We start from the raw sequence: 20,275 nt of genomic DNA, 5'->3' as shown, positions 1-20,275 counted from the left end.
CAACGATGCCCAGACAGCCTGGCGTCGGATCCGTTCGCCCAGCAGCAGCGCGGCGAGAAACAGCGCAAACAAGGGCGCCACGAAGCTGAGCCCGATCGCCTCCGCGAGCGGCAGCCTGGTTGGCGGGACCACGCTTAAAGCCGACCATTCCGGTGCTGAGGCTGCATGCGCTGCGTGCCGCAATTGTCGGCGTCGTGCTGATATCCTTCTTCTGGGGCTTGGCCAGGCTGCCGCTCGCGGAGGCGATCGGGCTCAGCTTCGTGGCGCCCTTGTTTGCGCTGTTTCTCGCCGCGCTGCTGCTGGGCGAACGGATCCGACGCCAGGCTGTCTGGGCATCGTTGGCCGGCATCGCCGGCGTCGCCATCATCATGGCCGGCCAGTTCGGGCAGGCAGACTATTCGCAGGACGCCATGCTCGGCACGGCAGCGGTGCTCGTGTCGACGGTGTTCTACGGATACAATCTGATCCTCGCCCGGCAACAGGCGCAGTTGGCCAAGCCGATCGAGATCATGCTGTTCCAGAACCTTTGCGTTGCCATCCTGCTCGGCCTCGCGGCACCCTGGCTTGCCGTCGCCCTGCCGAGCGATCTTTGGCTTCCTTTGGCCGGGGTGACGGTGCTGTCGCTCGCCGGGCAATTCCTGATGAGCTGGTCCTACGCCCGCGCCGAAGCGCAATATCTGATCCCGACGGAATACTCGGCCTTCATCTGGGCGGTCGCGCTTGGCTGGTTCTTCTTCGGCGAGGAGGCGACCTGGACCACGCTGACGGGAGCGTGCCTGATCGTCGCCGGCTGCCTGATCGCCGCGCGGGCCAATCCCAGGCTTGCCGAGCCCATCGAAGTGGCGGTTTGAACGTCGACGTTCAACGCCCCGCCGGATCGCGAAATACCCCAGTCTCCACCTCGTGCATGAAGTGAGCGATGAGAGCCGCGCATTGGCGATGATGCGTTTCGAGAAGCATGTGCCCGCTCTCAAAGACATGGATTTCGACGGCGTCGAGATCGCGGCTGTAGGCCATGATCTCGTCCAGGCGAAGAAGGCGTCGTGGCGCCCCCACAGCACCAGGCATGCTGGCTGTTGGTCGCGGAGATAGGCCTGGATGGCCGGGAAGCGCGCGATGTGCGAGCCATAATCGGTGAAGAGTTCGAACTGAATGTCGGTGTTGCCGGGCCTCGCCAGGCGCTCCGTATCGAGATACCAACCCTCGGGCGGAAACAGCACTTTCAGACGCTCGGGGAGACCGCCGATATACTGATTTCGGGTCCCCTCGAAATTCATCCAGTCCGGCAGTCTGGCGCGGTTTTCTTCAGTCGGTTCGGCGAAGAACGCCTTCGGCGCGTCCCATTCCGGTCCCAGCCCCTCGTCATGAGCGTTGCTGTCCTGGGCGATCAGGCCGAGGATGCGATCCGGACGCCGTGTGGCGAGATGATAGCCGACGGGCGTGCCGAAGTCAGTGATGTGGAGGAAGAATCGCTGGAGGCCGAGGGCCTCGATGAAGGCTTCGATCGTGCTGGCCAGGTTGTCGAACGTGTAGTCATAGGCATCGATGGAAGGGGCGGACGAAAAGCCGAAACCGGGCAGATCCGGCGCCACCACATAGGCTGTCTCCGCCAGCGGTTCGATGACATTGCGATAGACGTGCGACGAAGTCGGATATCCGTGCAGCAGCAGGATTGCCGGTCTGCCGGGATCGCCGGCATGACGGTAGAAGATGTCGAGGCCGTCGACATTGATGGTTTCGTGGCGGGTCTTGTAACGATTGCTGCACATCCTCTCCCTCCCAGGGTTCCGCGCCGATCTGGCGACGCGCTGGCTTTGACACCACGTATCCGTATGATAGTGGTTACATCATGTAACCGTATAATCCGGTTAATGAGGTTATGTTCCATGGGCGATGCATACACCGAATGGGTACCGGATCACTTCATAGGCGGGCATCCCGCTTTGGACCTGTCGAACGCCGTGTTCGACCGGCGGGCGCCGGCAGCAGACAATGAACTCTTCAAGTCCGTCCGGGATGTTGCGAACTGGTTCAGCGCCTCAGGGCTTGCCGACGATCGCCAGGCGCAGGCCGTTGCCGAGATAGCGGATGGGCGGTTCGTGGAAGGGGTCCGCGAAATGCGGGAGGCGTCATTTCAGGTTTTCGAGCCAATCGCCGCGGGCAAACCGTCTGCGGTCGAACCGCTCGGCGTGTTGTTCTCGCGCACGGCAAGCTCGCTTGCCGCCGGGTCTATCGAGCTGGATGGCACCAGGCCGGAGCTTGCCCTTGGCCGGTGGCGCGATCCGGACGCCGTCACCGCGTTGCTGGCCATGCTGTCCATCGAAGCGTTCTTCACCCTGCCGCGCGACAGGCTGCATTCCTGCCCTCGCTGTGGCTGGCTTTTCCTCGATACGTCGCGAGGTGGCAAGCGGCGCTGGTGCAGCATGCGCACCTGCGGCAACCGCGAGAAGGTGTCGCGCCACCGAGATCATACCGACGTCTAGACTGGGTTAGCGCACCACGTCGCCTTTGCTGCGGGCGGGCCGGATGCCGGCGCGTCACTCCGGAAGACCGGCCTTGCGAAAACCATCGACGAAATGCTCGAGCGTAGCGGCGTCGCGGAATGGCTCGGTCGTCGCCCAGTGATGGGTTGTGAAATGCGGGTTGCCGACGAGGAACAGTTCAGCCTCTGCGCGCGCCTCGTCGAGCCGGCCGAGTTGGGCCATGCTTGCCGCCAGGAAACGGCGTGAGCTTGTGCGATAGGTCTCGTCACGGCGCAACGTCTCGATAGCGGCTTGGTAGTCGCGCGCCGCATATTGCGCCTGGCCGAGCGTCAGATAGTACCAGCTCGCCGGAAACGGGTTCAGCCGGAACGCCTTGCCGATGTGCTCGAGGCCCTCTTCGACCCTTCCGGCCAGGACCGCGATGTCGGACAATGCCGCCCAGGTGTCGGCCTCGTTCGGGTCGAGCTCGATCGCTTTGGCGAATTCCGCATCCGCTTCAGTGAAGCTGCGCTCATAAGCAAGCAGATAAGCCAGGATCCAGCGACAACCGGCGTCGTTGGGATCGATCGCCACCGCCTTGCGCGCCAGCTCCAGGGCAACGCTGCGGGCAGCCTCGGTTGGTCCGCCCCAATGCACCTGTCCCATCCAGTGGTTCATGGCAAGCCAACGATAGGGCTCGGCATAATCAGGATCGAGCGACACCGCGCGCGTCAGCATCAGATGCGCTTCCTGCGCCATCTGCGGCGAGTCGTCGATCAGCTTTCGCGCCCGCACGCAGAGGTCGTAGGCCTCCAGATTTCGCGGCCGATTGCGCGGCGGCGGCGCGCGCAGCCGGCCAAGCAGCGCTTCCACGATCTTGGCCGTCACCTCGTCTTGAACGGCAAAGATATCCTCCAGGCCGCGATCGAAGCGTTCCGCCCACAGATGATCGCCACTCATCGCGTCGACCAGCTGTGCGTTGATGCGCACGCGCCCCGCGGCGCGTCTTGCACTGCCTTCCAACAGGTAGCGCACGCCAAGATCCCCGGCGATCTCGCGCACGTCCATCGCTTTTCCCTTGTAGGCAAAGGTCGAGTTGCGGGCGATGACGAACAGGCCGGAGATTCTGGACAGGTCGGTGATCAGGTCTTCCGTCAACCCATCCACGAAGGGATCCTGCTCGGGATCGTTGCTGAAATTGACGAAGGGCAGCACGGCTATCGACGGTTTGTCGGGCAGCGGCAAGGGTTTTCGCCTGGCCTCGCCCAGCTGTTCGACGGCCCCCGTGAAACGGTAGCCGACGCGCGGAACGGTGGATATCCATTCGCCGTTGTCGCCGACGGGGCCAAGCAGCTTGCGCAGCTGCGCGATCTGGACGGTGAGATTGCCTTCCTCGACGGCCGTGCCCGGCCACGCGGCGTCCATCAGCTCGGCTTTTCCGAGGATTTCGCCGGGCCGCCCGACGAGTGCCGCAAGCAGGCTCAGCCCGCGATAGCCGACGGCAACGGGGACATCGTTCCGAAGCAGCGTTCCCGCACGCGGATCAAGCACGAACGGACCAAAGGCAAAACGCGATCCCTGCATAGGCGCATCTATAGGGCCGCTCTGGCTCGTTTGGAAGTTTTGGGAACTATTTGGGAGGGCTTAATTACGGCGCCGTCCGTATCGCGCAGAATTCAACCTCATCGAGAGCCCCAGGCCCTCAAACCATATGGAGGTTGCCATGACCAATACCCTCACTTGTGCAGCGCGGCCGGGAACGCCCGTGCGGCCGGCATCGCGCCGGCTCCTGAAGACCCTGCGAAGCATCATCGCGAGCTGGCACGATCGGACCTGGCGCGAGCGCATACGCTTTCGCTGGCAGCTCAGGCAAATGTCGAAGGACAATCCGCATCTGATCGACGATATCGGCCTGACGATACAGCAGGTCGAGGGAGAGATCGCCAAGTCCTTCTGGGAACGATAGAGCGAAATGCCGCAAATCGCGTCGACCGTCAGCGCACCGCCTCGCGAGGGGCGCCGGCCAGGCGGGTGGCGATCAGCTTGTCGATGCGGCGGCCGTCGAGATCGACCACCTCGAAGCGCCAGCCCTGCGCGTCGACGCATTCGCCAGTCGCCGGCAGATGGTGCATATGCGACAGCACATAGCCGGCGACGGTTTCGTAATCGCGGTTTTCCGGCAGGTCGATGCCGAGAATGTCGGCCATCTCGTCGGCCTGCATGTAGCCGGCGAGCAGCCACGAGCCGTCCTCGCGCTTGACCGCGTTTTCCTCGTCGCCGGCGTCGGTGTCGGCGCGGAACACGCCGGTGATGGCTTCCAGAATGTCGGCCGGGGTGACGATGCCTTCGAAATGGCCGTATTCGTCATGCACCAGCGCCATCGGCACGTCGGATTCCTTTAGCTTCTGCAGCACATCGAGCGCGTCGGCCTGGTCGTAGACGATGGGGGCTGCGCGCACATGCCTGCGCGGATCGAGCACGCGGCCGGCAAGCAGTGCGGCCAGCACATCACGCGTCTGGACGACGCCGACCATGACGTCGACGCCGCCGTCGCCTGCCGGCAGGCGCGAATGCTGGGTTTCCATGAGCAGCTTGCGGATGGCCGCCTCGTCGGATTGCAGATTGATCCAGTCGACTTCGGTGCGCGGCGTCATCACCGCGCGCACGGCGCGGTCGCCAAGCCGCATGACGCCGGCGATCATGCGCCGCTCGTCGGATTCGATGGTGCCGTGATGCTCGGCCTCGGCGACCAGCATCTTGATCTCCTCGTCGGTGACCTTTTCCTCGCTTTCGCCGCGCTGACCGAGCAGCCACAATATGGTGCGGCCGGAGAAGTCGAGCAGGAAGACCAGCGGCGCCGACACCGTGGCGAGGATGGTCATCGCCGGAGCGACCCTGGCGGCGACCCGCTCGGGATCACGCAACGCGATCTGCTTGGGCACCAGCTCGCCGACGATCAGCGAGAAATAGGTGATGATAGCAACGACGATGCCGACGCCGAGCGGGTCGGCGACAGTCTCGCGGATGCCGGTCGAAGCCAGGAACTGCGCCAGCCGTTCGCCGAGCGTGGCGCCGGAAAAGGCGCCGGAGAGGACGCCGACCAAGGTGATGCCGATCTGCACCGAGGACAGGAACTTGCCGGGATTTGAGCCAAGATCAAGGGCGCGGCCGGCGCCATTGGTGCCGCGGTCGATCATCGCTTTCAGCCTGGCCGGGCGCGACGAGACGATGGCGAGCTCGGACATCGACAAAAGGCCGTTCACGCAGATGAGGACGACCACGATAGCGATTTCGACGTATAACATGAGCGGTCAATAGCATTGTGGCGCGGTCTTCGAAAATAGTCCGGCGTGATTTTTGAGAAATGACCGGTATTTCGCTCACGCGGCATCCCAGGGCGGCGCCGAAAAATGTTCGACGAGGGCGTCGACGACAACCCGCACCTTTGGCGTGAGCGCGCGCGTCACCGGCCAGACGGCATGCACGACGATGTTCTCGACCAGGCATTCCGACAGCACCATTTCGAGATCGCCGCTTTTGAGGCTGTCGGCGGCCAGCCATGTCGGCAGGAAGGCGATGCCGCAGCCGGCGAGCGCCGCATCCAGCATCGGTTCGCCATGGCCGAGAACGAGCCGCGCCTTGGGCACGAAGGTTGCGAGATGGCCGTCGGAATGTCTGATCACCCAGGGGCGGACGATGCCCTCGCGACCGTAGCCAATGACGCTGTGATCGGCGAGATCCTCGACCGATTGCGGCCGGCCATGCCTGTCGAGATAGTCGGGAGCCGCGCATATGGCCGAGCGCTGAGCATAGAGGCGCCTGGCCGCAAGCGACAGGCTGTCGTCGAGTTCGCCCATGCGGATCGCCAGGTCGATACCCTCCTCGATCAGGTCGACGCGGCGGTCATTGAAGGAGACTTCAACCGTCAGGTCCGGAAATTTCCTCGAAATCTCGAACAGCACCGGGGCGACGCAGCGTCGGCCGAAGGCCAGCGGCACGTCGACCCGAAGCCGGCCAGACGGGACCTGCCGACGCGAGGCGAGCAGCGACTGTGCGGCTTCGATCTCGGCCAGGGCCCGGACGCAGGCTTCATAGTAGCCGATGCCTTCGCTGGTCGGGCTGAGACTGCGGGTGGTGCGGTTCAGCAAGCGAACGCCGAGCCTCTGCTCCAGCTGCGCGATCGATTTGCCGATCGCCGACTTCGTCACATGCAGCCGCTCGCCGGCGCTAGTGAAGCTGCCGGCCTCCACCGCCTGAACAAACGCAACGGTGCCTTGCAGGTCGGCCGTTTCCATGGCGATTTCCTATTGTCGACTTTTAGTCCGCAATCAGTGTCAAACTATACCGCACGGAAGCACTATTTTCTATAGTCGAAAGGCATAAATGTCTCGCCTGGCATCAATGCACGGAGCGCGAGACGACATGAGCACCCCAATCAACAGATCCTGGCAGATGAGCGGTTTTGGCCTGTCCAGGCTAAGCCAGGTGGAAGGCAAGGTGCCCGAGCCAGGGCCGCACGATTTGCTGGTGCGGACCAAGGCCGTATCGCTCAACTACAAGGACAAGATGATCGTGGACGGCGTGCTGATCCCCGACCTTGCCTTTCCCTTCGTGCCGACATCCGACGCGGTGGGCGAAGTGGTGGCCGTCGGCAGTGCGGTCAGCCGCTTTCAGGTCGGCCAGCGCGTGCTTGGCCAGGTGATCGCCGATTGGCCGGATGGCGACGCACCGCCGGTGCTGCATAAGCACACGCTGGGGTCGTCGCTGTCGGGTATGCTTTCCGATCATGTCATCTTCGGCGAGGACGCCGCGGTGCTGGCGCCGCCGTCGCTCGGCGACATCGAGGCCGCGACATTGCCGATCGCGGCGCTGACGGCCTGGTTCGCCATGGCCGAGGCGACCAAACCGGTGCCGGGTCAGACCATTCTGATCCAGGGCACCGGCGGCGTGTCGCTGTTTGCGCTGCAGTTCGCCACTGCGTTCGGCCTGCGCGCCATCGTCACCTCAAGCAGTGATGAAAAGCTTGAGCGGGCGAGAAAGCTTGGCGCCTGGCAAGGGATCAACTACCGCACGCAACCGGCCTGGGACGATGCCGCGCGTGAGCTGACGAACGGGCTGGGCGTGAGCCACGTGCTGGAAATGGTCGGCGGCGACAATGCAAGGCGATCTCTGAACGCGCTGGCCGCCGACGGCCGGCTGTCGATCATCGGCCTGCTGGGCGCGATGGAGCTCAGCTTTCCCATCCTGCCCTTCATGCGCAACCGCATCACCGTGCAGGGCCTGTCGATCGGCCATCGCCGTGCTTTCGAGCGCATGAATCAGGCGATCGAGGCGCTGGCGATCAAGCCGGTCATCGACAAGGTTTTTGGCTTCGATGAGGTGCCGCAGGCCTTGCAACATCTGGAGAAAGGGCCGTTCGGCAAGATCGTGATCACCACGACCTGACTTTTGCGATGTCATGGCAACTGCTTCAACACGCCGACAATTGCCTCGCCGTCCGTGAAATAGGGATCGCCGCCGCCATTGCGTCCCGCCTTGGTGGCGCCGACGCCCGATATGTCGCTGGTCGAGAGCAGCATGCCGGCAGTGGCCAGGTCGCGCATCAGGAAATCGCGCTCGGCGTCGATGTCGGGGCCGATATGGTGGGTGACGGCGCCGGTGTCGTGGCTGAAGCCGACGCCGCGATCGAAGCTGGCCGAGCCCAGCCACAGCGGCCGGCCATCGTCGCCGCTTGCATCGGTCTGCCAGAAGCGGACATGATGCCGTCGGTCGGCGCTGATGCCCTCCGGCTTTTCGAAGGCGAGATCCTGGGCACGGCCATCGAACAGCAGCCTGCTGACCGGCGCATCGGGATAGGGGTGGTCGAACAGCACGCTTTCACCGATCTCGATCGCGGTCTTCAGGGTGACGGCGTCGGCGGTGTCCCAGCCGGCGACGGCAAAGGCGTGGACCACCTCCTTCTGCGTGCCGACAAGGCCGACATTGATCGGGTCGCCCGGAATGCCTTGCGGCGTGTGCGTCAGCATCTCGAAGCGATGCGTGCGAAAACCTCGATCGCGGAACGTCCAGAATTCCGGTGCGGCGAAATAGGCGAGCGCCAGATACGCGGCCAACAAGGTCGCCGTCCAGATCATAATGCGTCGCCGAACGCTTCGTTGACTCATGAATGCCGCTCAAATGTTCCGGCATCACATTAGGCGTTGTCATGGCATTCAGGCAAAGGATACCCGGCACCGATCTAACGGCAGGCGCGATAACCGTTCTTGCGGTTCTTGATGTCGAAATGAAAATGGTTGCGGTGGTCGTAATTGTAGCCGGGGCCGAGCACGGTGGTGAAGTACTGGCAGCCGTCGGCGCGCACATTGTTGAGGAAGCCGCGGGTGCGGAAGGCGAACAGGCCGGGCTTGCGCACGTCGATGTCGTCGCCATTGTTGAGCTCGATGCTCATGACGTCGAGCGCATTGCCCTTGCCGTGTTCGGACAGGACGCCTTCGCCGGCAATCCGGCGGCAGGAATAGCTGGAGCCCTGGTGTATGGTCTTGACGCCGGAGAAATAACGCCAGCGGGCGGAGGGAACGAGTTCGTTCTTCGTCCAGCCGGCAAAGGTAGCTGCCATGTCGCAGGTCAGGGTTGCGGCGGGTTTCATCTGGATGTTGCCGATGGCCGAGACCTTGACCGGATAATCGATGCCGCACTGGCCTTCATGGATCGGCGCCAGGTCGGTGTAGGCGACATCGAGGCGCTTCAATTGCTGACGGCAGTCGGTTTCGCTGGCCGGCATCTGCTCGACGGGCGACATCGGCTCGTCCATGCGCGGATAAGCGGCCTGCGTCATGTACGGATTGGAAGGGACAAGCTTCTGCATGCCGGCATATTGCGGCACGGCAGCCGTCTGCGCGCCGACGTCGACGGCCGGCTGCAGCGACAGCACACTGCCGGTGTTGCAGGCGGAAAGCGCCGCCAGCGCCAGACCGGCGGTCAGCATTGCTGCATATTTTGACTGGCGCGCGGTGGCGAAAAACACGGCCCGAAATTTGCCGGCCATTGGCGGAATCCCGTTGATGGATATCCGGCATTTTAACGATCAAGGGTAAAGGAAAACTCAGCGTCCGCGTTCATGCCTGCGGCCGAATTGCGGCACGCGGCCTGGATCAGCCATGATCACTGGCAGAACGTTCCGCCATGACGGCGCGGTTCGAGATCGAGATGGAAATGCAGGGAATGATCGGCGTCGGCGCCTGGGCCGAGCACCGTCTTGAAGGGTCCGCAGGCGGCCTTGCGAACATTGTTGAGGAATTTGGCGTCTTTCTCCGGCGGCGCCGGGCCGACCTCGATCTTCTTGCCGTCCGACAGCGTGAAGCTGGCGATGTCGAGCGCGTTGCCGAACGCGTGTTCCGACAGTTTTCGTGTGCCGTTGCGTGGCCGGCAGACAAAAGCCGATGCCTGGCCGATCGATTTCAGGTCCGCACCGAATTCGGCTTTCGCCGCCGGCTGGATGACATCGGCGGCAAAATGCGCCGTTGCCTCGGCCATCTTGCAGTTGAGCTCGGTTCCGGGGGCAATCGCGATCGACTTTCCAAGGGTCTTCAGCACGATGGGGTAGGGAATCGAACAGCCGATTTCGGGCTGGCTTTCCGCCTTGTGCTCTTCGAATTCGACGCCGAGCGTCTTTAGCCGTTCGCGGCATGCGACTTCCTCGGCCGGCATTTTTTCATCTGGCACGTCGGCCGAGCGCGGATCGGGCAGCATCTTCTCCTCGTCCGCGTCCGCCGGCTTTTGCGGTGGCTGCGGGGCGACGGTTGGCGGCTGGGCCTCGGGTTCTGCAATGTCAGGCTTTCGTGTCGGCGTTGGCGCGACGTCCGGCGGCTCCGGCTCGTTTTCCCCGGTTGATGGCTCCGGAGCCAATGGCTCGGGACGTGCCTGCTTTTCCTGGTGGGATTTTTCTTCCTTGAAACGGTCGGGCGCTTCCGCGGCTTTCGGCCCTACGCGCTTTTGCTCCTCGGTCTTTGCAGCTTCAGCCTTTGGTGCGTCCGCCGGGCGTGGTTCGGGCACCGGAATGCCGGGTTGGGTTATCGGAGTGCCGGGTTCGGGCACGGGAACATCGGCAGGCGAGGGCAGCGATGTCTGCGTTTTCTGCTGTGTCTGCTTTGGCGTGACCTGCCGGTGGCGCCGTGGTTTCAAACGCTTTCCGCCCCTTGGTTTCAGGGGCTGGTCGGCTCGTGGTGTCAGCGGCTGCTCGACCCGCGGCGTCGGGGGCTTATGATGCCGATGGCGATGTCTCGCCTCGACCGGCATCACCAGCAAGGCCGTGACGGCCACGGTCAACGCAATCCTGCATATTCGGGAAAAGACGATCGACCCCATCGCCCTCAACGGCGCCGACGCAAGGTGGTTGCCTTGGCCGCATCACGAACGGTAACCGCTCCGTTACGCACCGATCGCTTCCAGCCCTTCCTCCAGCCAGTCGGCGAGCAGCGGCATGCCAAGCAGGTATTTCGCGGTGCGCTTGTTGGCGCGTTCGCGCGCGGCGGCCAGCGCGTCCGCCCATTCGGTGGCGTCGTAGTCGCCGCGACCGACCCAGGCCAACGCGATCAGCTCGGCTGCTTCATCGACATTGAGGTCGTTGATCAGCTCGCGTAGCTCTTCTTCGGTCAGGTTCTCGGAGCTTTCCTCGGCAAGGCCGTCATGGTGATGGTTGACATGGGACTCGCCGTCGAGTTCGACCTCGTGCTCGGCGCCATCGGCATAGTCTTCATTGACGGCCGCACTCAGTGCTTTGGCCTTGAGGATGAACAGGCGCACCGTGTCGGGGCCGATCGAAAGCTCCCAGTCCTTTTCAAGCCGCCGCTGCAAGGGCCGTCTCCCTCAGGTCGTTTGCCGGATGATAGCGGATTTGCGGCATCCGTCACCTGATGTTCTCCCGCCCGCAATTTTCCGGGATGAAACGCAAGCCGACCGGCGTTAGTATTGCATTCTCACCCCTCCAGGAGGTTTCGATGCATAAAAGAATGCTGATCCAGGCTGCGACCGCGCTTCTCGCGCTGCAGTTCCTCGCTGTTCCCGTGTACGCCGCCGGCAGCGGCGGCAGTGACGAAACCGTCACCCAGTGCAAGAAGGGCCAGGTCTGGGACAAGAAGAAGAAAAAGTGCGTCGCGCCCCAGGAAGGCATGCTCGACGACGACAGCATCTATGATGCAGGCCACGCGCTGGCGATGGCCGGGCGCTATGACGAGGCGATTGCCGTGCTCAGCCTCGCCGCCAACAAGCAGGATCCGCGCATCCTCAACTATCTCGGCTATTCGCACCGCCATTCCGGCCGCGTCACCGTCGGCCTCGGCTATTACGAGGAAGCGCTGCGCATCGATCCGAACTACACGCTGGTGCGCGAATATCTCGGCGAAGCGCATCTGCAGATCGGCGATCTGGCCGGCGCCCAGCAGCAGTTGATGGAAATCGAGAAGCGGACCGGCAAGGGTTCGCGTGAATATGGCATGCTGGCCGAGCAGATCGACCATTTCATGAGAAGCTGAAAAGATCCCAGGGCTCTTCCAAGCGGCCGCGAGCGATCGCGGCCGTTTTTTGTTGCCCCCGGTCTCATTCATCGCCCCCGACTGATGAAAACGGGGATGATTTTAGCAAAACCGATTTTTGGGCGTGAAAAACCCGCTGACATTGCTATATTCAGGGAAATTGCGGTGAAACGGTTCCGTAAGCTCGAGGCTGCCGGACCCGTTTTCTTTTTGTACCCATCGACAAGGCTTTCCCCGATACGCGGGGGTGGCAGCAGGAAAGGCAGGCATCATGAACAAGGTCCCGATGACAGGCGAGGGGTTCGCGTCATTGAAGGAAGAACTGCGCTGGCGCCAGCAGGAAGAGCGGCCGCGCATCATCGAGGCGATCTCCGAAGCGCGCTCGCATGGCGACCTGTCCGAAAATGCCGAATATCATGCCGCCAAAGAGGCGCAGAGCCTCAACGAGGGCCGCGTCAACGAGCTTGAAGATTATATTGCGCGCGCCGAGGTGATCGACGTCAGCAAGCTCAGCGGCGACAAGATCAAGTTCGGCGCCACCGTGGTGCTGGTCGACGAGGACACAGAGGAAAAGAAGACCTACCGGATCGTCGGCGACCAGGAGGCGGACGTGAAGTCCGGCCGCATCTCGATCTCCTCGCCGATCGCGCGTGCGCTCATCGGCAAGGAAGTCGGCGATGCCATCGAGGTCAACGCGCCTGGCGGCGCCAGGGGGTATGAGATCGTCCAGGTGCAGTTCATCTAGGACCTTTGATAATTCTACTGTGGCGGCCGACTACAGCGCCGCGCGTCCTCTCGGACGCGCAAAGGACGCTGTAGGATTTTCAGTTAGCGCATGATCCCTTTCCGAAAATCAATCACGATTTTCGGGGTCATGCGCGGGCGGTTTTCTGCGCTTCCGGTGCTCACGTACTTTAAGTACGCGCCGCTCCGGTTCTCGAAGAACCACGCTATTCGACTCGCCAGAGCGAATTCTGAAAGGTCCTATGCCGGCGCTTGTAGTTTAAGTGCCAATAGCTTTTCTGCTTCCGCCACTACCTCCACCGGCACAACACGCCCCCCATGCGAGGCCAGCAGTGTCGATGCGTAGCGTCCGCGCGGGCCGGTCAGACCCGGCTCTGTTGCCAGGAAAATTGCGACCGTCGGCAGGCCAAAGGCACTGGCAAGATGGGTCAGCCCGGTGTCGGCGCCGATAACCAGCGTCGAGCCGCCGATAGTCGCGGCGATTTCGGACAGCGGCGATTTCGGTACCACGATCGTTGACGGCACGGCGCCTGCGATTGCCTCGGCTACGGTTTTCTCACGCTCGTTCGACCAGGTCGTGACCGGCGTCATCCCCCGCTCAATCAGGAGGCGGGCGGTTCCGATCCAGTCTTCGGCCGGCCATTTCTTGTCTTCGCGGCTGGTTCCGTGCAGCAGGAAGGCGGTTTTTCCAGAAGTGCCCGCCAGGGTGCCGGCGGGCGGCACGATGCCGGAGTCCAGCGTCGAAAGATCGGGTTGATAGGCGAGCGCCAGGCCAAACAACCGCCGCGTCCGTTCGATGGCGTGGAGGTCGCGCGGGACGGCATACGTGGCATCGTAGAACAGCGTCGCTGAGGGTTCGCGCGCGCTCGAACGGTCGAAGCCGGCAATGGGTGAGCCCGCCTGTCTTGCCACCAGGGCCGATTTCAGCAGGCCTTGCGCGTCGATGACCAGATCGTAGCGGCAATTGCGCAAGGTGCGGCGCAGGGCGGCCGCCTCGCGCCAGGTGGCGCCGTCAAGCAGCGCCTTGCGCCAGCGCCGGATCGCCACCGTATGAATCTTGTCGATCGCCGGGTGAAGCGCGACGATTCCGGCGAATGCCTCTTCGACGCACCAGTCGAAGGTCAGGTCCGGGCGGTGGCGACGGGCATCCTCGACCGCCGGAAAGGTGTGGATGACATCGCCCATCGACGACGTCTTGACGATCAGCACCTTCATGCCGCGGCCGGAATTTCCAGCAGCCGGTCCGCCGCTGCCGCGACCTGGCCGACTTCCAGCGTCTTCAGGCAGTTGAGGTGGCCGAGCGGACAGACCTTCTGGTGGCAGGGCGAGCACGACAGGCCGAGCCAGACCAGCTCGCGGCGCTCCGCCAGCGGTGGCGTGTTTTCGGGCGAGGTCGAGCCGTAGACGGCGACGATCGGCGTGCCGACGGCGGCCGCGACATGCATCAGTCCGCTGTCATTGGACACAGCCAGCCTGGCGGCGGATATCAGGTCGATGGCGTCCTCCAGCCGCGTCTGTCCGGCGAGGTCGACGACGCCGGGGGCCAGGGCTGCAATCTCCGCCGTCACGTCGCGGTCGTTCTTCGAGCCGAACAGCGCAACCTTCAAGCCTTTGCCCATGAAGCCGCTGGCAAGCCCGGCATAGCTTTCGCTGGGCCAGCGCTTGGCAGGGCCGAATTCCGCGCCGGGCATCAGGGCCACGAATTTCTGCGGCGCCAGCCCGAAACGGCCGAGCAGGTCGACCTGGTTTTTCGTGTCCACGCTAAGCCGGGGCGCCCGGAAACTACCGCCTTGGGCAAGGCCGAAATAGGCCTGCGCGGTGCGTCGTTTGATGCTGTCGGGCAATGGCACGATGTCGGTCAGCAGGCCATAGCGCATCTCGCGCAGATTGCCGACACGGCGCGGAATCCGGGCAAAGAACGGAATCAGCGCCGACTTCCAGCTGCCCGGCAGGATATAGGCCATGTCGTAGCGGCCGCGCAGCAGGCGGCCGAAGCGGCGGCGATGGGTGAATTCGAGCGCGCCGGGTTTGAGCGGAAAATCGATCTGCTGGCGGATTTCGGGCATGCGCTTGACCAGGGGTGCTGCCCAGGCCGGCGCCAGCACATCGATGCCGGCGTTGGGATGCAACTCCTTCAGCGCCGAAAACAGGCACTGCGCCATCACCATGTCGCCCACCCAGCGTGGGCCGATCACGAGGATCGTTGGGCTTTCAGCCATTCGACATAGTCTCTGACACCGGTTTCCACTGTCCGGAATTGGCCATTGTAACCGGCCGCGCGCAAACGGGACATATCAGCTTGCGTAAAGCTCTGGTAGCTGCCCTTGAGATGGTCGGGAAAGGGGATGAATTCAATCTCCCCTTTACCCAACGTGTCGATCACCGTTTCGGCGATGGCGCGGAAGGGCTGGGCACGGCCGGTGCCGCAATTGAAGATGCCGCTTGAGCCCCGTTTCCACAGCCACAGATTGACGTCGGCGACATCGCCGACATGGATGAAGTCACGGCTTTGTTCGCCGGGTCCGAACCCGTCATAGGCGCCGAACAGTTTCGGGTTCTCGCCTCGCTCGACCTGGTTGAACAGATGGAAGGCGACGGAGGCCATGGCGCCCTTGTGCGCTTCGCGCGGGCCATAGACGTTGAAGTAGCGCAAGCCCACGACCTGTGAATGGTCGGCCTGCCCGGCGAACACGGTTCGCCTGACATAGTCGTCGAACAGCTTCTTGGAATAGGCGTATACGTTGAGCGGCCGTTCCAACGCGGGATCCTCGAGGAACTCCGAGCCGCCGCCATAGACGGAAGCCGAGGAGGCATAAAGGAAAGGCACGCGCAAAGTCTGGCTTGCATGCAGCAACCGTTTCGAGAAGGCGTAATTCACCTCCATTATGAATTTGCCGTTCCACTCGGTGGTGGTCGAGCAGGCGCCCTGGTGGAACACGGCCTCGATGCGGCCGAGCGAGCCGGCCTCCATGCGGGGCAGGAAATCGTCCTTGTCGAGATAGTCGGCGATCTTGAGATCGGCAAGATTGACGATCTTGTGACCGTCGGTAAGGTCGTCGACGACGAGGATGTCGTCATGCCCTTCGGCATTCAGCGCGGCGACGATGTTGGAGCCGATCATGCCGGCGCCGCCCGTGACGATGATCATGAAGGACCTCTGGTTGCTTTGCGATTCCGGTCCTTATAGGGGAGGCTAGCCGGGCTGTCGACAAAGCCAGGTGCATGCGCCTGTCCTGCCATTTTATGCGCTTGTCTGTTTTGTCCATTTTGTCTATTATGGACAAAACAGGATATCCCATGAAAAACTATCCGTCGACCGATCTGAAACAGAATCTTGGAGATGTGCTTGCAGCTGCCAGCCAGCAGCCGGTCTCCATCACTCGCCACAACAAGCCGAGATACGTCCTGATGAGCATCGAGGCCTACGAAGCGCGCTTCGGCAACGACAGCCGCCGCGTCTACGCTGCGAAGGACGCCCCGACCGAACATGTCGAGATGCTCGAGGAGTACGCCGCGGAATTGGACCGTGATTAAACCCGCTGCTGCGGACGTCTGGCGATATCCATATCTTTGGCATCGCCAACACGGAGACGGCGAGACCGAAGGTCGGAAGTCACGGCCTGTGGCCTTTGTGGCTGTCCTTTCTGGGAAAGCCGGGGGTACCAACCTCTTCATACTTGCAATCACTTCCACACAGCCGGGTCGTGATCGCGTTGCAGTCAGCATCCCGGAAATTGAACGCCACCGTGCGGGCCTCGATCCTATGCCCCTTTGGGTCATGGTCGACGAGTACAATCATGATATCCTGGAAGCGTCGGCCTATTTCGAGCCGGGTGCGCGAATTGGCGCGTTCAGCCCGTCATTTCACAAGAAAATTATGTTCGCTTTTACTGCGGTTGTCCGCACGGGTCAGTCCAAAGCATCCCGCGCGCGGACTGAATCGACAGGGCAGAGCACGATCGTGAGGGACCCAAAATGCCATCGACCGAACTGCTCATCGCGTTTTTCGCCACCACGGCGATCTTCGCCTACATTCCAGGCCCGGCCATGCTCTATGCCGCCGCGCAGACGATGGCGCGCGGCCGCTGGTCCGGCCTGACGGCGGCGCTGGGCATTCATCTGGGCGGCTACGTGCATGTTTTCGCCGCGGCCGCCGGGCTGTCGGTGCTGTTTCATGCCGTGCCGACGCTCTACCTGGCGGTCAAGCTGGTCGGTGCGCTCTATCTGATCTGGCTTGGCATCTCGCTGTTTCGCAAGCGCGCGGACGGCGATGCGGCGCTGCCCGCGATCGAGCGCAAATCGGCGCGGCGCGCCTTTTTCGAGAGCATCACCGTCGAGGTGCTCAATCCGAAGACAGCGATCTTCTTCATGGCGTTCCTGCCGCAATTCATCGACGCCTCGGCGGCGTTTCCGGTCTGGCTGCAGTTCGTCGTGCTCGGCACGATAGTCAATCTGATGTTCTCCTCGGCCGATATCGTCTGCGTGTTCCTGGCGGGTGCCGTGATCGGCCGCCTGCGGCGTTCGAGCCGCGCCCAGCGGCTGATGCAGCGGGCGGGAGGGGCGGTGCTGGTCGGGCTGGGCGTCCATGTTGCCCTGCAGAAGAGCTGACGCATCGGACAGTCGCGGGTCATGTCCTGACGTTGCGCTGCGTGGATTTGCGGTATATCGGCAGGCATGAACGATCCGGCCCGTAAATTGACAATTTTCATCACGATTGAGATTTGCCTTACCCTCGCGTTGCCAGTGACATGATCAAGCACAATCCGCCTTCTCCAGAACCATTGCACCGCGCCATTGCGCGGTTCGGCCAAGCCACCGTGCTGGTGGTCGGCGACTTCATCCTCGATCGTTTCGTCAACGGCGTCATCGAGCGGATCTCGCCGGAAGCGCCGATCCCGGTGCTGCATGGGCGCGGCGAGACCTCGACCATGGGCGGCGCCGGCAATGTCGTGGCCAACATCGTTTCGCTCGGCGCTGCCGCTGTCCCCGTTTCCGTGATCGGCGCCGATCTGGCGGGCGACAGTCTGGTGCGGATGCTGCGGGAACTTGGCGCCGATACGGCGGGCCTCGCGCAGGAGCGTGGTCGCATGACATCATCCAAAAGCCGCTTCAGCGCGCTCAACCAGCAGGTGCTGCGTTTCGATGAAGAGGAGATCAAGCCGCTCGGCGCCGCGGAGCGAGCCGGCCTGATCCGCCATTTCCGCGCCGCGCTGGCGCACGCCGACATCGTCATCCTGTCCGATTACGGCAAAGGCATCCTGCTCGACGGCGTCGCCGGCGACTTGATCGCCATCTGCCGCGAGGCTGGAAAGCCGGTGCTGGTCGACCCGAAGGGCCGCGATTACGCGCGCTATGCCGGGGCGACCGCCATCACCCCCAACCGCAAGGAACTCGGCGAGGCCGTCGGCCATGCGGTGTTCGCCGATGACGAGATCGTGGCTGCCGCGCGCCAGCTGATTTCGGCACATGGTTTCGATTTCGTCGTTGCGACGCGCAGCGAAAAGGGCATGAGCGTGGTCGGTCCCGACGAGGCGCGCCACATCGCCACCCAGGCGCGCGAAGTGTTCGACGTTTCGGGCGCCGGCGATACGGTGATCGCGAGCTTCGCGCTGGCGCTGGCCGTAGGCGCCGATACGGTCATGGCCGCTTCGATCGCCAATGCCGCTGGTGGCGTCGTTGTGGGAAAACGCGGCACCGCGCGACTGACGGTCGAGGAACTCACCGGCGCGCTGTTCCGTTCACATGGGCCGACCGCCCACAAGGACGCCATCCTCGACGCCACATCGGCCGCCCGCATGGTGGCGGCGTGGAAGGAAGAGGGCCTGAGCGTCGGCTTCACCAATGGTTGCTTCGACATCCTGCATGCCGGCCATGTCAGCTTGCTGCACGCGGCGCGAAGCCAGTGCGACCGGCTGGTGCTCGGCCTCAACAGCGATGCCTCGGTGCGGCGCCTGAAGGGCGCCGGCCGGCCGGTCAACGACCAGCACGACCGCGCCTGCGTGCTGGCAGCACTCGCCTCGGTCGACGCGGTCGTGGTGTTTGAGGAAGATACGCCGCTGGCGCTGATCGAAGCGCTGCTGCCCGACATACTGGTCAAGGGCGCCGATTACACGGTCGATACCGTGGTCGGCGCCGATGTGGTGCAGAAGGCCGGCGGACGCGTCGTGCTGGTCGATCTCGTCGCTGGAAAGAGCACCACCAACACCATTGGCAAATTGCGCGCCGGCGGCACCACAAACTGAGGGTTTCATGTCCGACTTGAACGATTACCTTGTCCGCTCGGCGGCTGCCATATCAGCCATGGTCGAACGGGACCTGACCGGTGAGATGGAGCGGGCAGCGAGCGCGGTGGTGACGGCGCTTTCGTCGGGGAAGGCCTTGCTCATCGCCGGCAATGGCGGCTCGGCCAGCGACGCCATCCACATTGCCGGCGAACTGGTCGGCCGCTTTCTCAAGGAGCGCAAGGCCTACAATGTCATCGCGCTGCCGGCCAATGCGGCGGTGCTGACCGCCTGGGGCAACGACTATGGCTTCGACACGGTGTTTTCGCGCCAGGTCGAGGCGCATGGCGCGGCCGGCGGCGTGCTTCTGGCAATCTCGACCAGCGGCAATTCGCCGAGCATCCTCGCCGCCGCCGAACAGGCACGGAGGATGGACATGACGGTGATCGGCATGACCGGCGATACCGGCGGCAAGCTGAAGCCTCTGTCCGATATCCTGCTCAACGTTCCGTCGACCTCGACGCCGATCATCCAGCAGGGGCATCTGTGCCTTTATCATCATCTGTGCGAGGTGGTCGAAGCGCGCCTCAGCAATGGCTGATCCCACGACCTCTGGCCGCTATCCGCTGGCTGAGCCGGGCCTGTGGGTCGAGCAGGTCGGCTCAAAGGTGTTCGCCGCCGGCTCGCCGGCGCTGTTCCTCGATCGCGACGGCACCATCAATATCGATACGGGCTATCCGGATGATCCTGCCGAAATGGTGCTGCGCGCGGATATAGCCGCGGTGATAGCCGCCGCCAACGGGGCCGGCATTCCCGTCATCGTCGTCACCAACCAGTCCGGCATCGCGCGCGGCTATTTCGGCTGGAGCGATTTCGCCGCCGTCAATGGCCGCGTGCTCGAACTGCTACGCGCCGACAATGCGTTCGTCGACATGGTCCTTGCCTGCGCCTATCACGAGGCGGGCTCCGGCCCGCTCGCGGCCGCAGATCATCCGATGCGCAAGCCCAATCCGGGCATGCTGCTGGAGGCGGCCAGGCGCCTCGGGCTCGATCTGCGGCGTTCGCTGATCGTCGGCGACAAGGAGGCCGACATGGAGGCGGGACAACGCGCCGGCCTCTCGCAGGGCTGGCTGGTGGACGGCGAACAGTCCAGTCAAGGAGGATTCGAGACTTGGCCGCTACGGGGCCAGGGCGATCTCGATGGCTTGCTCGCCGCAATAGCGGCACTCGGTGCCGCGCCGGGCGAGCGGTGATAGATTAGAGCAATTCTAGGAAAAGTGTGAACGATTTTCCGTCTAGAATTGCGTTAAAACAAAGG

Annotated in this window: 21 protein-coding genes and 3 pseudogenes; 11 read left to right on the top strand and 13 right to left on the bottom strand. The window is 63.3% G+C overall.

Going from position 1 to position 20,275, the window contains the following annotated elements:
- Positions 1-117 (bottom strand): annotated as a pseudogene (locus tag EN955_RS35485) (EamA/RhaT family transporter); the annotation flags it as partial.
- Between EN955_RS35485 and EN955_RS18870 the strand changes: the two are divergent.
- Positions 117-851, top strand: a pseudogene (locus EN955_RS18870) (DMT family transporter); the annotation flags it as partial. The pseudogenes EN955_RS35485 and EN955_RS18870 sit on opposite strands and share 1 nt — an antisense overlap.
- 10 nt (positions 852-861) lie before the next feature.
- Here the strand turns inward: EN955_RS18870 and EN955_RS35480 are convergent.
- Together EN955_RS35480 and EN955_RS18865 are read right to left on the bottom strand one after the other, a co-directional pair.
- Positions 862-1,017: a hypothetical protein gene (locus EN955_RS35480; protein ID WP_245265349.1), complete on the bottom strand. Its 156-nt coding sequence runs from the start codon at positions 1,015-1,017 to the stop codon at positions 862-864.
- 41 nt (positions 1,018-1,058) lie between these two features.
- A pseudogene (locus EN955_RS18865) lies at positions 1,059-1,769 on the bottom strand (alpha/beta fold hydrolase); the annotation flags it as partial.
- Between EN955_RS18865 and EN955_RS18860 the strand changes: the two are divergent.
- A complete protein-coding gene (locus EN955_RS18860) occupies positions 1,698-2,483 on the top strand; it encodes a CGNR zinc finger domain-containing protein (RefSeq protein WP_338101681.1) in 786 nt (261 codons plus the stop codon). The pseudogene EN955_RS18865 and the gene EN955_RS18860 sit on opposite strands and share 72 nt — an antisense overlap.
- A 54-nt stretch (positions 2,484-2,537) precedes the next feature.
- Here EN955_RS18860 and EN955_RS18855 read toward each other — a convergent pair whose 3' ends face one another.
- Positions 2,538-4,046 (bottom strand): winged helix-turn-helix domain-containing tetratricopeptide repeat protein, encoded by a 1,509-nt coding sequence (locus EN955_RS18855; RefSeq protein WP_013530056.1) that lies wholly within the window; start codon positions 4,044-4,046, stop codon positions 2,538-2,540.
- A 139-nt stretch (positions 4,047-4,185) separates the two neighbouring features.
- Between EN955_RS18855 and EN955_RS18850 the strand changes: the two genes are divergently transcribed.
- Entirely contained in the window at positions 4,186-4,428 is a 243-nt protein-coding gene (locus EN955_RS18850; protein WP_013530057.1) for a hypothetical protein, read from the top strand.
- 28 nt (positions 4,429-4,456) lie between these two features.
- On the opposite strand, the gene EN955_RS18845 is transcribed toward EN955_RS18850, so the two are convergent.
- Both EN955_RS18845 and EN955_RS18840 read right to left on the bottom strand, forming a co-directional pair.
- Complete coding sequence (locus tag EN955_RS18845) at positions 4,457-5,767, bottom strand: hemolysin family protein (protein WP_024504164.1); 1,311 nt, start codon at positions 5,765-5,767, stop codon at positions 4,457-4,459.
- Between the two features lie 75 nt (positions 5,768-5,842).
- Positions 5,843-6,757 carry a LysR family transcriptional regulator gene (locus tag EN955_RS18840; protein ID WP_024504163.1) on the bottom strand — a complete coding sequence of 305 codons (915 nt, stop codon included), beginning with the start codon at positions 6,755-6,757 and terminating at the stop codon, positions 5,843-5,845.
- Between the two features lie 127 nt (positions 6,758-6,884).
- Between EN955_RS18840 and EN955_RS18835 the strand changes: the two genes are divergently transcribed.
- Positions 6,885-7,907 carry an NAD(P)-dependent alcohol dehydrogenase gene (locus EN955_RS18835; RefSeq protein WP_024504162.1) on the top strand — a complete coding sequence of 341 codons (1,023 nt, stop codon included), beginning with the start codon at positions 6,885-6,887 and terminating at the stop codon, positions 7,905-7,907.
- A gap of 11 nt (positions 7,908-7,918) precedes the next feature.
- Here the strand turns inward: EN955_RS18835 and EN955_RS18830 are convergent, their stop codons facing one another.
- From EN955_RS18830 to EN955_RS18815, 4 genes are all read right to left on the bottom strand, one after another.
- Positions 7,919-8,626, bottom strand: a complete 708-nt coding sequence (locus EN955_RS18830) for an LssY C-terminal domain-containing protein (protein WP_024504161.1) — start codon at positions 8,624-8,626, stop codon at positions 7,919-7,921.
- Positions 8,627-8,700: 74 nt separating this feature from the next.
- On the bottom strand, positions 8,701-9,507 hold the full coding sequence (locus EN955_RS18825; RefSeq protein WP_013530062.1) for an extensin family protein: 807 nt from the start codon (positions 9,505-9,507) through the stop codon (positions 8,701-8,703).
- 116 nt (positions 9,508-9,623) lie between these two features.
- On the bottom strand, positions 9,624-10,757 hold the full coding sequence (locus tag EN955_RS18820) for an extensin family protein (protein ID WP_050580482.1): 1,134 nt from the start codon (positions 10,755-10,757) through the stop codon (positions 9,624-9,626).
- Positions 10,758-10,889: 132 nt separating this feature from the next.
- The gene (locus EN955_RS18815) at positions 10,890-11,315 is read right to left on the bottom strand and encodes a DUF3775 domain-containing protein (protein WP_013530064.1); all 426 of its coding nucleotides are present in this window, start codon (positions 11,313-11,315) and stop codon (positions 10,890-10,892) included.
- Between the two features lie 143 nt (positions 11,316-11,458).
- Between EN955_RS18815 and EN955_RS18810 the strand changes: the two genes are divergently transcribed.
- Positions 11,459-11,992: a tetratricopeptide repeat protein gene (locus EN955_RS18810; protein ID WP_024504159.1), complete on the top strand. Its 534-nt coding sequence runs from the start codon at positions 11,459-11,461 to the stop codon at positions 11,990-11,992.
- A gap of 271 nt (positions 11,993-12,263) precedes the next feature.
- Entirely contained in the window at positions 12,264-12,737 is a 474-nt protein-coding gene (gene greA, locus EN955_RS18805) for a transcription elongation factor GreA (protein ID WP_013530066.1), read from the top strand.
- A gap of 239 nt (positions 12,738-12,976) precedes the next feature.
- Here the strand turns inward: greA and waaC are convergent, their stop codons facing one another.
- From waaC to rfaD, 3 genes are read right to left on the bottom strand one after another with little or no spacing between them, the layout of a single operon-like run.
- A complete protein-coding gene (gene waaC / locus EN955_RS18800; protein ID WP_024504158.1) occupies positions 12,977-13,951 on the bottom strand; it encodes a lipopolysaccharide heptosyltransferase I in 975 nt (324 codons plus the stop codon).
- The gene (gene waaF, locus EN955_RS18795) at positions 13,948-14,955 is read right to left on the bottom strand and encodes a lipopolysaccharide heptosyltransferase II (protein ID WP_032899372.1); all 1,008 of its coding nucleotides are present in this window, start codon (positions 14,953-14,955) and stop codon (positions 13,948-13,950) included. The genes waaC and waaF overlap by 4 nt, the downstream gene beginning before the upstream one ends.
- Entirely contained in the window at positions 14,928-15,884 is a 957-nt protein-coding gene (gene rfaD, locus EN955_RS18790) for an ADP-glyceromanno-heptose 6-epimerase (protein ID WP_024504192.1), read from the bottom strand. The genes waaF and rfaD overlap by 28 nt, the downstream gene beginning before the upstream one ends.
- Before the next feature lie 149 nt (positions 15,885-16,033).
- On the opposite strand from rfaD, the gene EN955_RS18785 reads away from it, so the two are divergent.
- The 5 genes from EN955_RS18785 to EN955_RS18760 all read left to right on the top strand — a co-directional run bounded on the left by EN955_RS18785 (position 16,034) and on the right by EN955_RS18760 (position 20,210).
- A complete protein-coding gene (locus EN955_RS18785; protein ID WP_024504156.1) occupies positions 16,034-16,270 on the top strand; it encodes a type II toxin-antitoxin system Phd/YefM family antitoxin in 237 nt (78 codons plus the stop codon).
- 441 nt (positions 16,271-16,711) lie between these two features.
- Entirely contained in the window at positions 16,712-17,344 is a 633-nt protein-coding gene (locus EN955_RS18775) for a LysE family translocator (protein WP_024504155.1), read from the top strand.
- Positions 17,345-17,484: 140 nt separating this feature from the next.
- The gene (gene rfaE1 / locus EN955_RS18770) at positions 17,485-18,978 is read left to right on the top strand and encodes a D-glycero-beta-D-manno-heptose-7-phosphate kinase (protein ID WP_024504154.1); all 1,494 of its coding nucleotides are present in this window, start codon (positions 17,485-17,487) and stop codon (positions 18,976-18,978) included.
- Between the two features lie 7 nt (positions 18,979-18,985).
- A complete protein-coding gene (locus EN955_RS18765) occupies positions 18,986-19,558 on the top strand; it encodes an SIS domain-containing protein (protein WP_024504153.1) in 573 nt (190 codons plus the stop codon).
- Positions 19,551-20,210: an HAD family hydrolase gene (locus EN955_RS18760; RefSeq protein WP_024504152.1), complete on the top strand. Its 660-nt coding sequence runs from the start codon at positions 19,551-19,553 to the stop codon at positions 20,208-20,210. Before EN955_RS18765 ends, EN955_RS18760 begins: the two co-directional genes overlap by 8 nt.
- Positions 20,211-20,275 lie beyond the last annotated feature (65 nt).

Source organism: Mesorhizobium sp. M7A.F.Ca.CA.001.04.2.1, assembly GCF_003998485.1.
Lineage (GTDB): Bacteria > Pseudomonadota > Alphaproteobacteria > Rhizobiales > Rhizobiaceae > Mesorhizobium > Mesorhizobium ciceri.
This window is presented reverse-complemented; position numbering and strand designations above follow the sequence as displayed.

Bases quoted from the DNA above. Each gene is read 5' to 3' on its own strand.
- EN955_RS18760 (WP_024504152.1), top strand. From the start codon at position 19,551: ATGGCTGATCCCACGACCTCTGGCCGCTATCCGCTGGCTGAGCCGGGC.
- greA (WP_013530066.1), top strand. From the start codon at position 12,264: ATGAACAAGGTCCCGATGACAGGCGAGGGGTTCGCGTCATTGAAGGAA.
- EN955_RS18855 (WP_013530056.1), bottom strand. From the start codon at position 4,046: ATGCAGGGATCGCGTTTTGCCTTTGGTCCGTTCGTGCTTGATCCGCGT.
- EN955_RS18825 (WP_013530062.1), bottom strand. From the start codon at position 9,507: ATGGCCGGCAAATTTCGGGCCGTGTTTTTCGCCACCGCGCGCCAGTCA.
- EN955_RS18775 (WP_024504155.1), top strand. From the start codon at position 16,712: ATGCCATCGACCGAACTGCTCATCGCGTTTTTCGCCACCACGGCGATC.
- EN955_RS18785 (WP_024504156.1), top strand. From the start codon at position 16,034: ATGAAAAACTATCCGTCGACCGATCTGAAACAGAATCTTGGAGATGTG.
- EN955_RS35480 (WP_245265349.1), bottom strand. From the start codon at position 1,017: ATGGCCTACAGCCGCGATCTCGACGCCGTCGAAATCCATGTCTTTGAG.
- EN955_RS18820 (WP_050580482.1), bottom strand. From the start codon at position 10,757: ATGCCGGTCGAGGCGAGACATCGCCATCGGCATCATAAGCCCCCGACG.
- EN955_RS18830 (WP_024504161.1), bottom strand. From the start codon at position 8,626: ATGAGTCAACGAAGCGTTCGGCGACGCATTATGATCTGGACGGCGACC.
- waaF (WP_032899372.1), bottom strand. From the start codon at position 14,955: ATGGCTGAAAGCCCAACGATCCTCGTGATCGGCCCACGCTGGGTGGGC.
- rfaE1 (WP_024504154.1), top strand. From the start codon at position 17,485: ATGATCAAGCACAATCCGCCTTCTCCAGAACCATTGCACCGCGCCATT.
- EN955_RS18840 (WP_024504163.1), bottom strand. From the start codon at position 6,757: ATGGAAACGGCCGACCTGCAAGGCACCGTTGCGTTTGTTCAGGCGGTG.
- EN955_RS18810 (WP_024504159.1), top strand. From the start codon at position 11,459: ATGCATAAAAGAATGCTGATCCAGGCTGCGACCGCGCTTCTCGCGCTG.
- EN955_RS18765 (WP_024504153.1), top strand. From the start codon at position 18,986: ATGTCCGACTTGAACGATTACCTTGTCCGCTCGGCGGCTGCCATATCA.
- waaC (WP_024504158.1), bottom strand. From the start codon at position 13,951: ATGAAGGTGCTGATCGTCAAGACGTCGTCGATGGGCGATGTCATCCAC.
- rfaD (WP_024504192.1), bottom strand. From the start codon at position 15,884: ATGATCATCGTCACGGGCGGCGCCGGCATGATCGGCTCCAACATCGTC.
- EN955_RS18850 (WP_013530057.1), top strand. From the start codon at position 4,186: ATGACCAATACCCTCACTTGTGCAGCGCGGCCGGGAACGCCCGTGCGG.
- EN955_RS18835 (WP_024504162.1), top strand. From the start codon at position 6,885: ATGAGCACCCCAATCAACAGATCCTGGCAGATGAGCGGTTTTGGCCTG.
- EN955_RS18860 (WP_338101681.1), top strand. From the start codon at position 1,698: ATGACGGTAGAAGATGTCGAGGCCGTCGACATTGATGGTTTCGTGGCG.
- EN955_RS18845 (WP_024504164.1), bottom strand. From the start codon at position 5,767: ATGTTATACGTCGAAATCGCTATCGTGGTCGTCCTCATCTGCGTGAAC.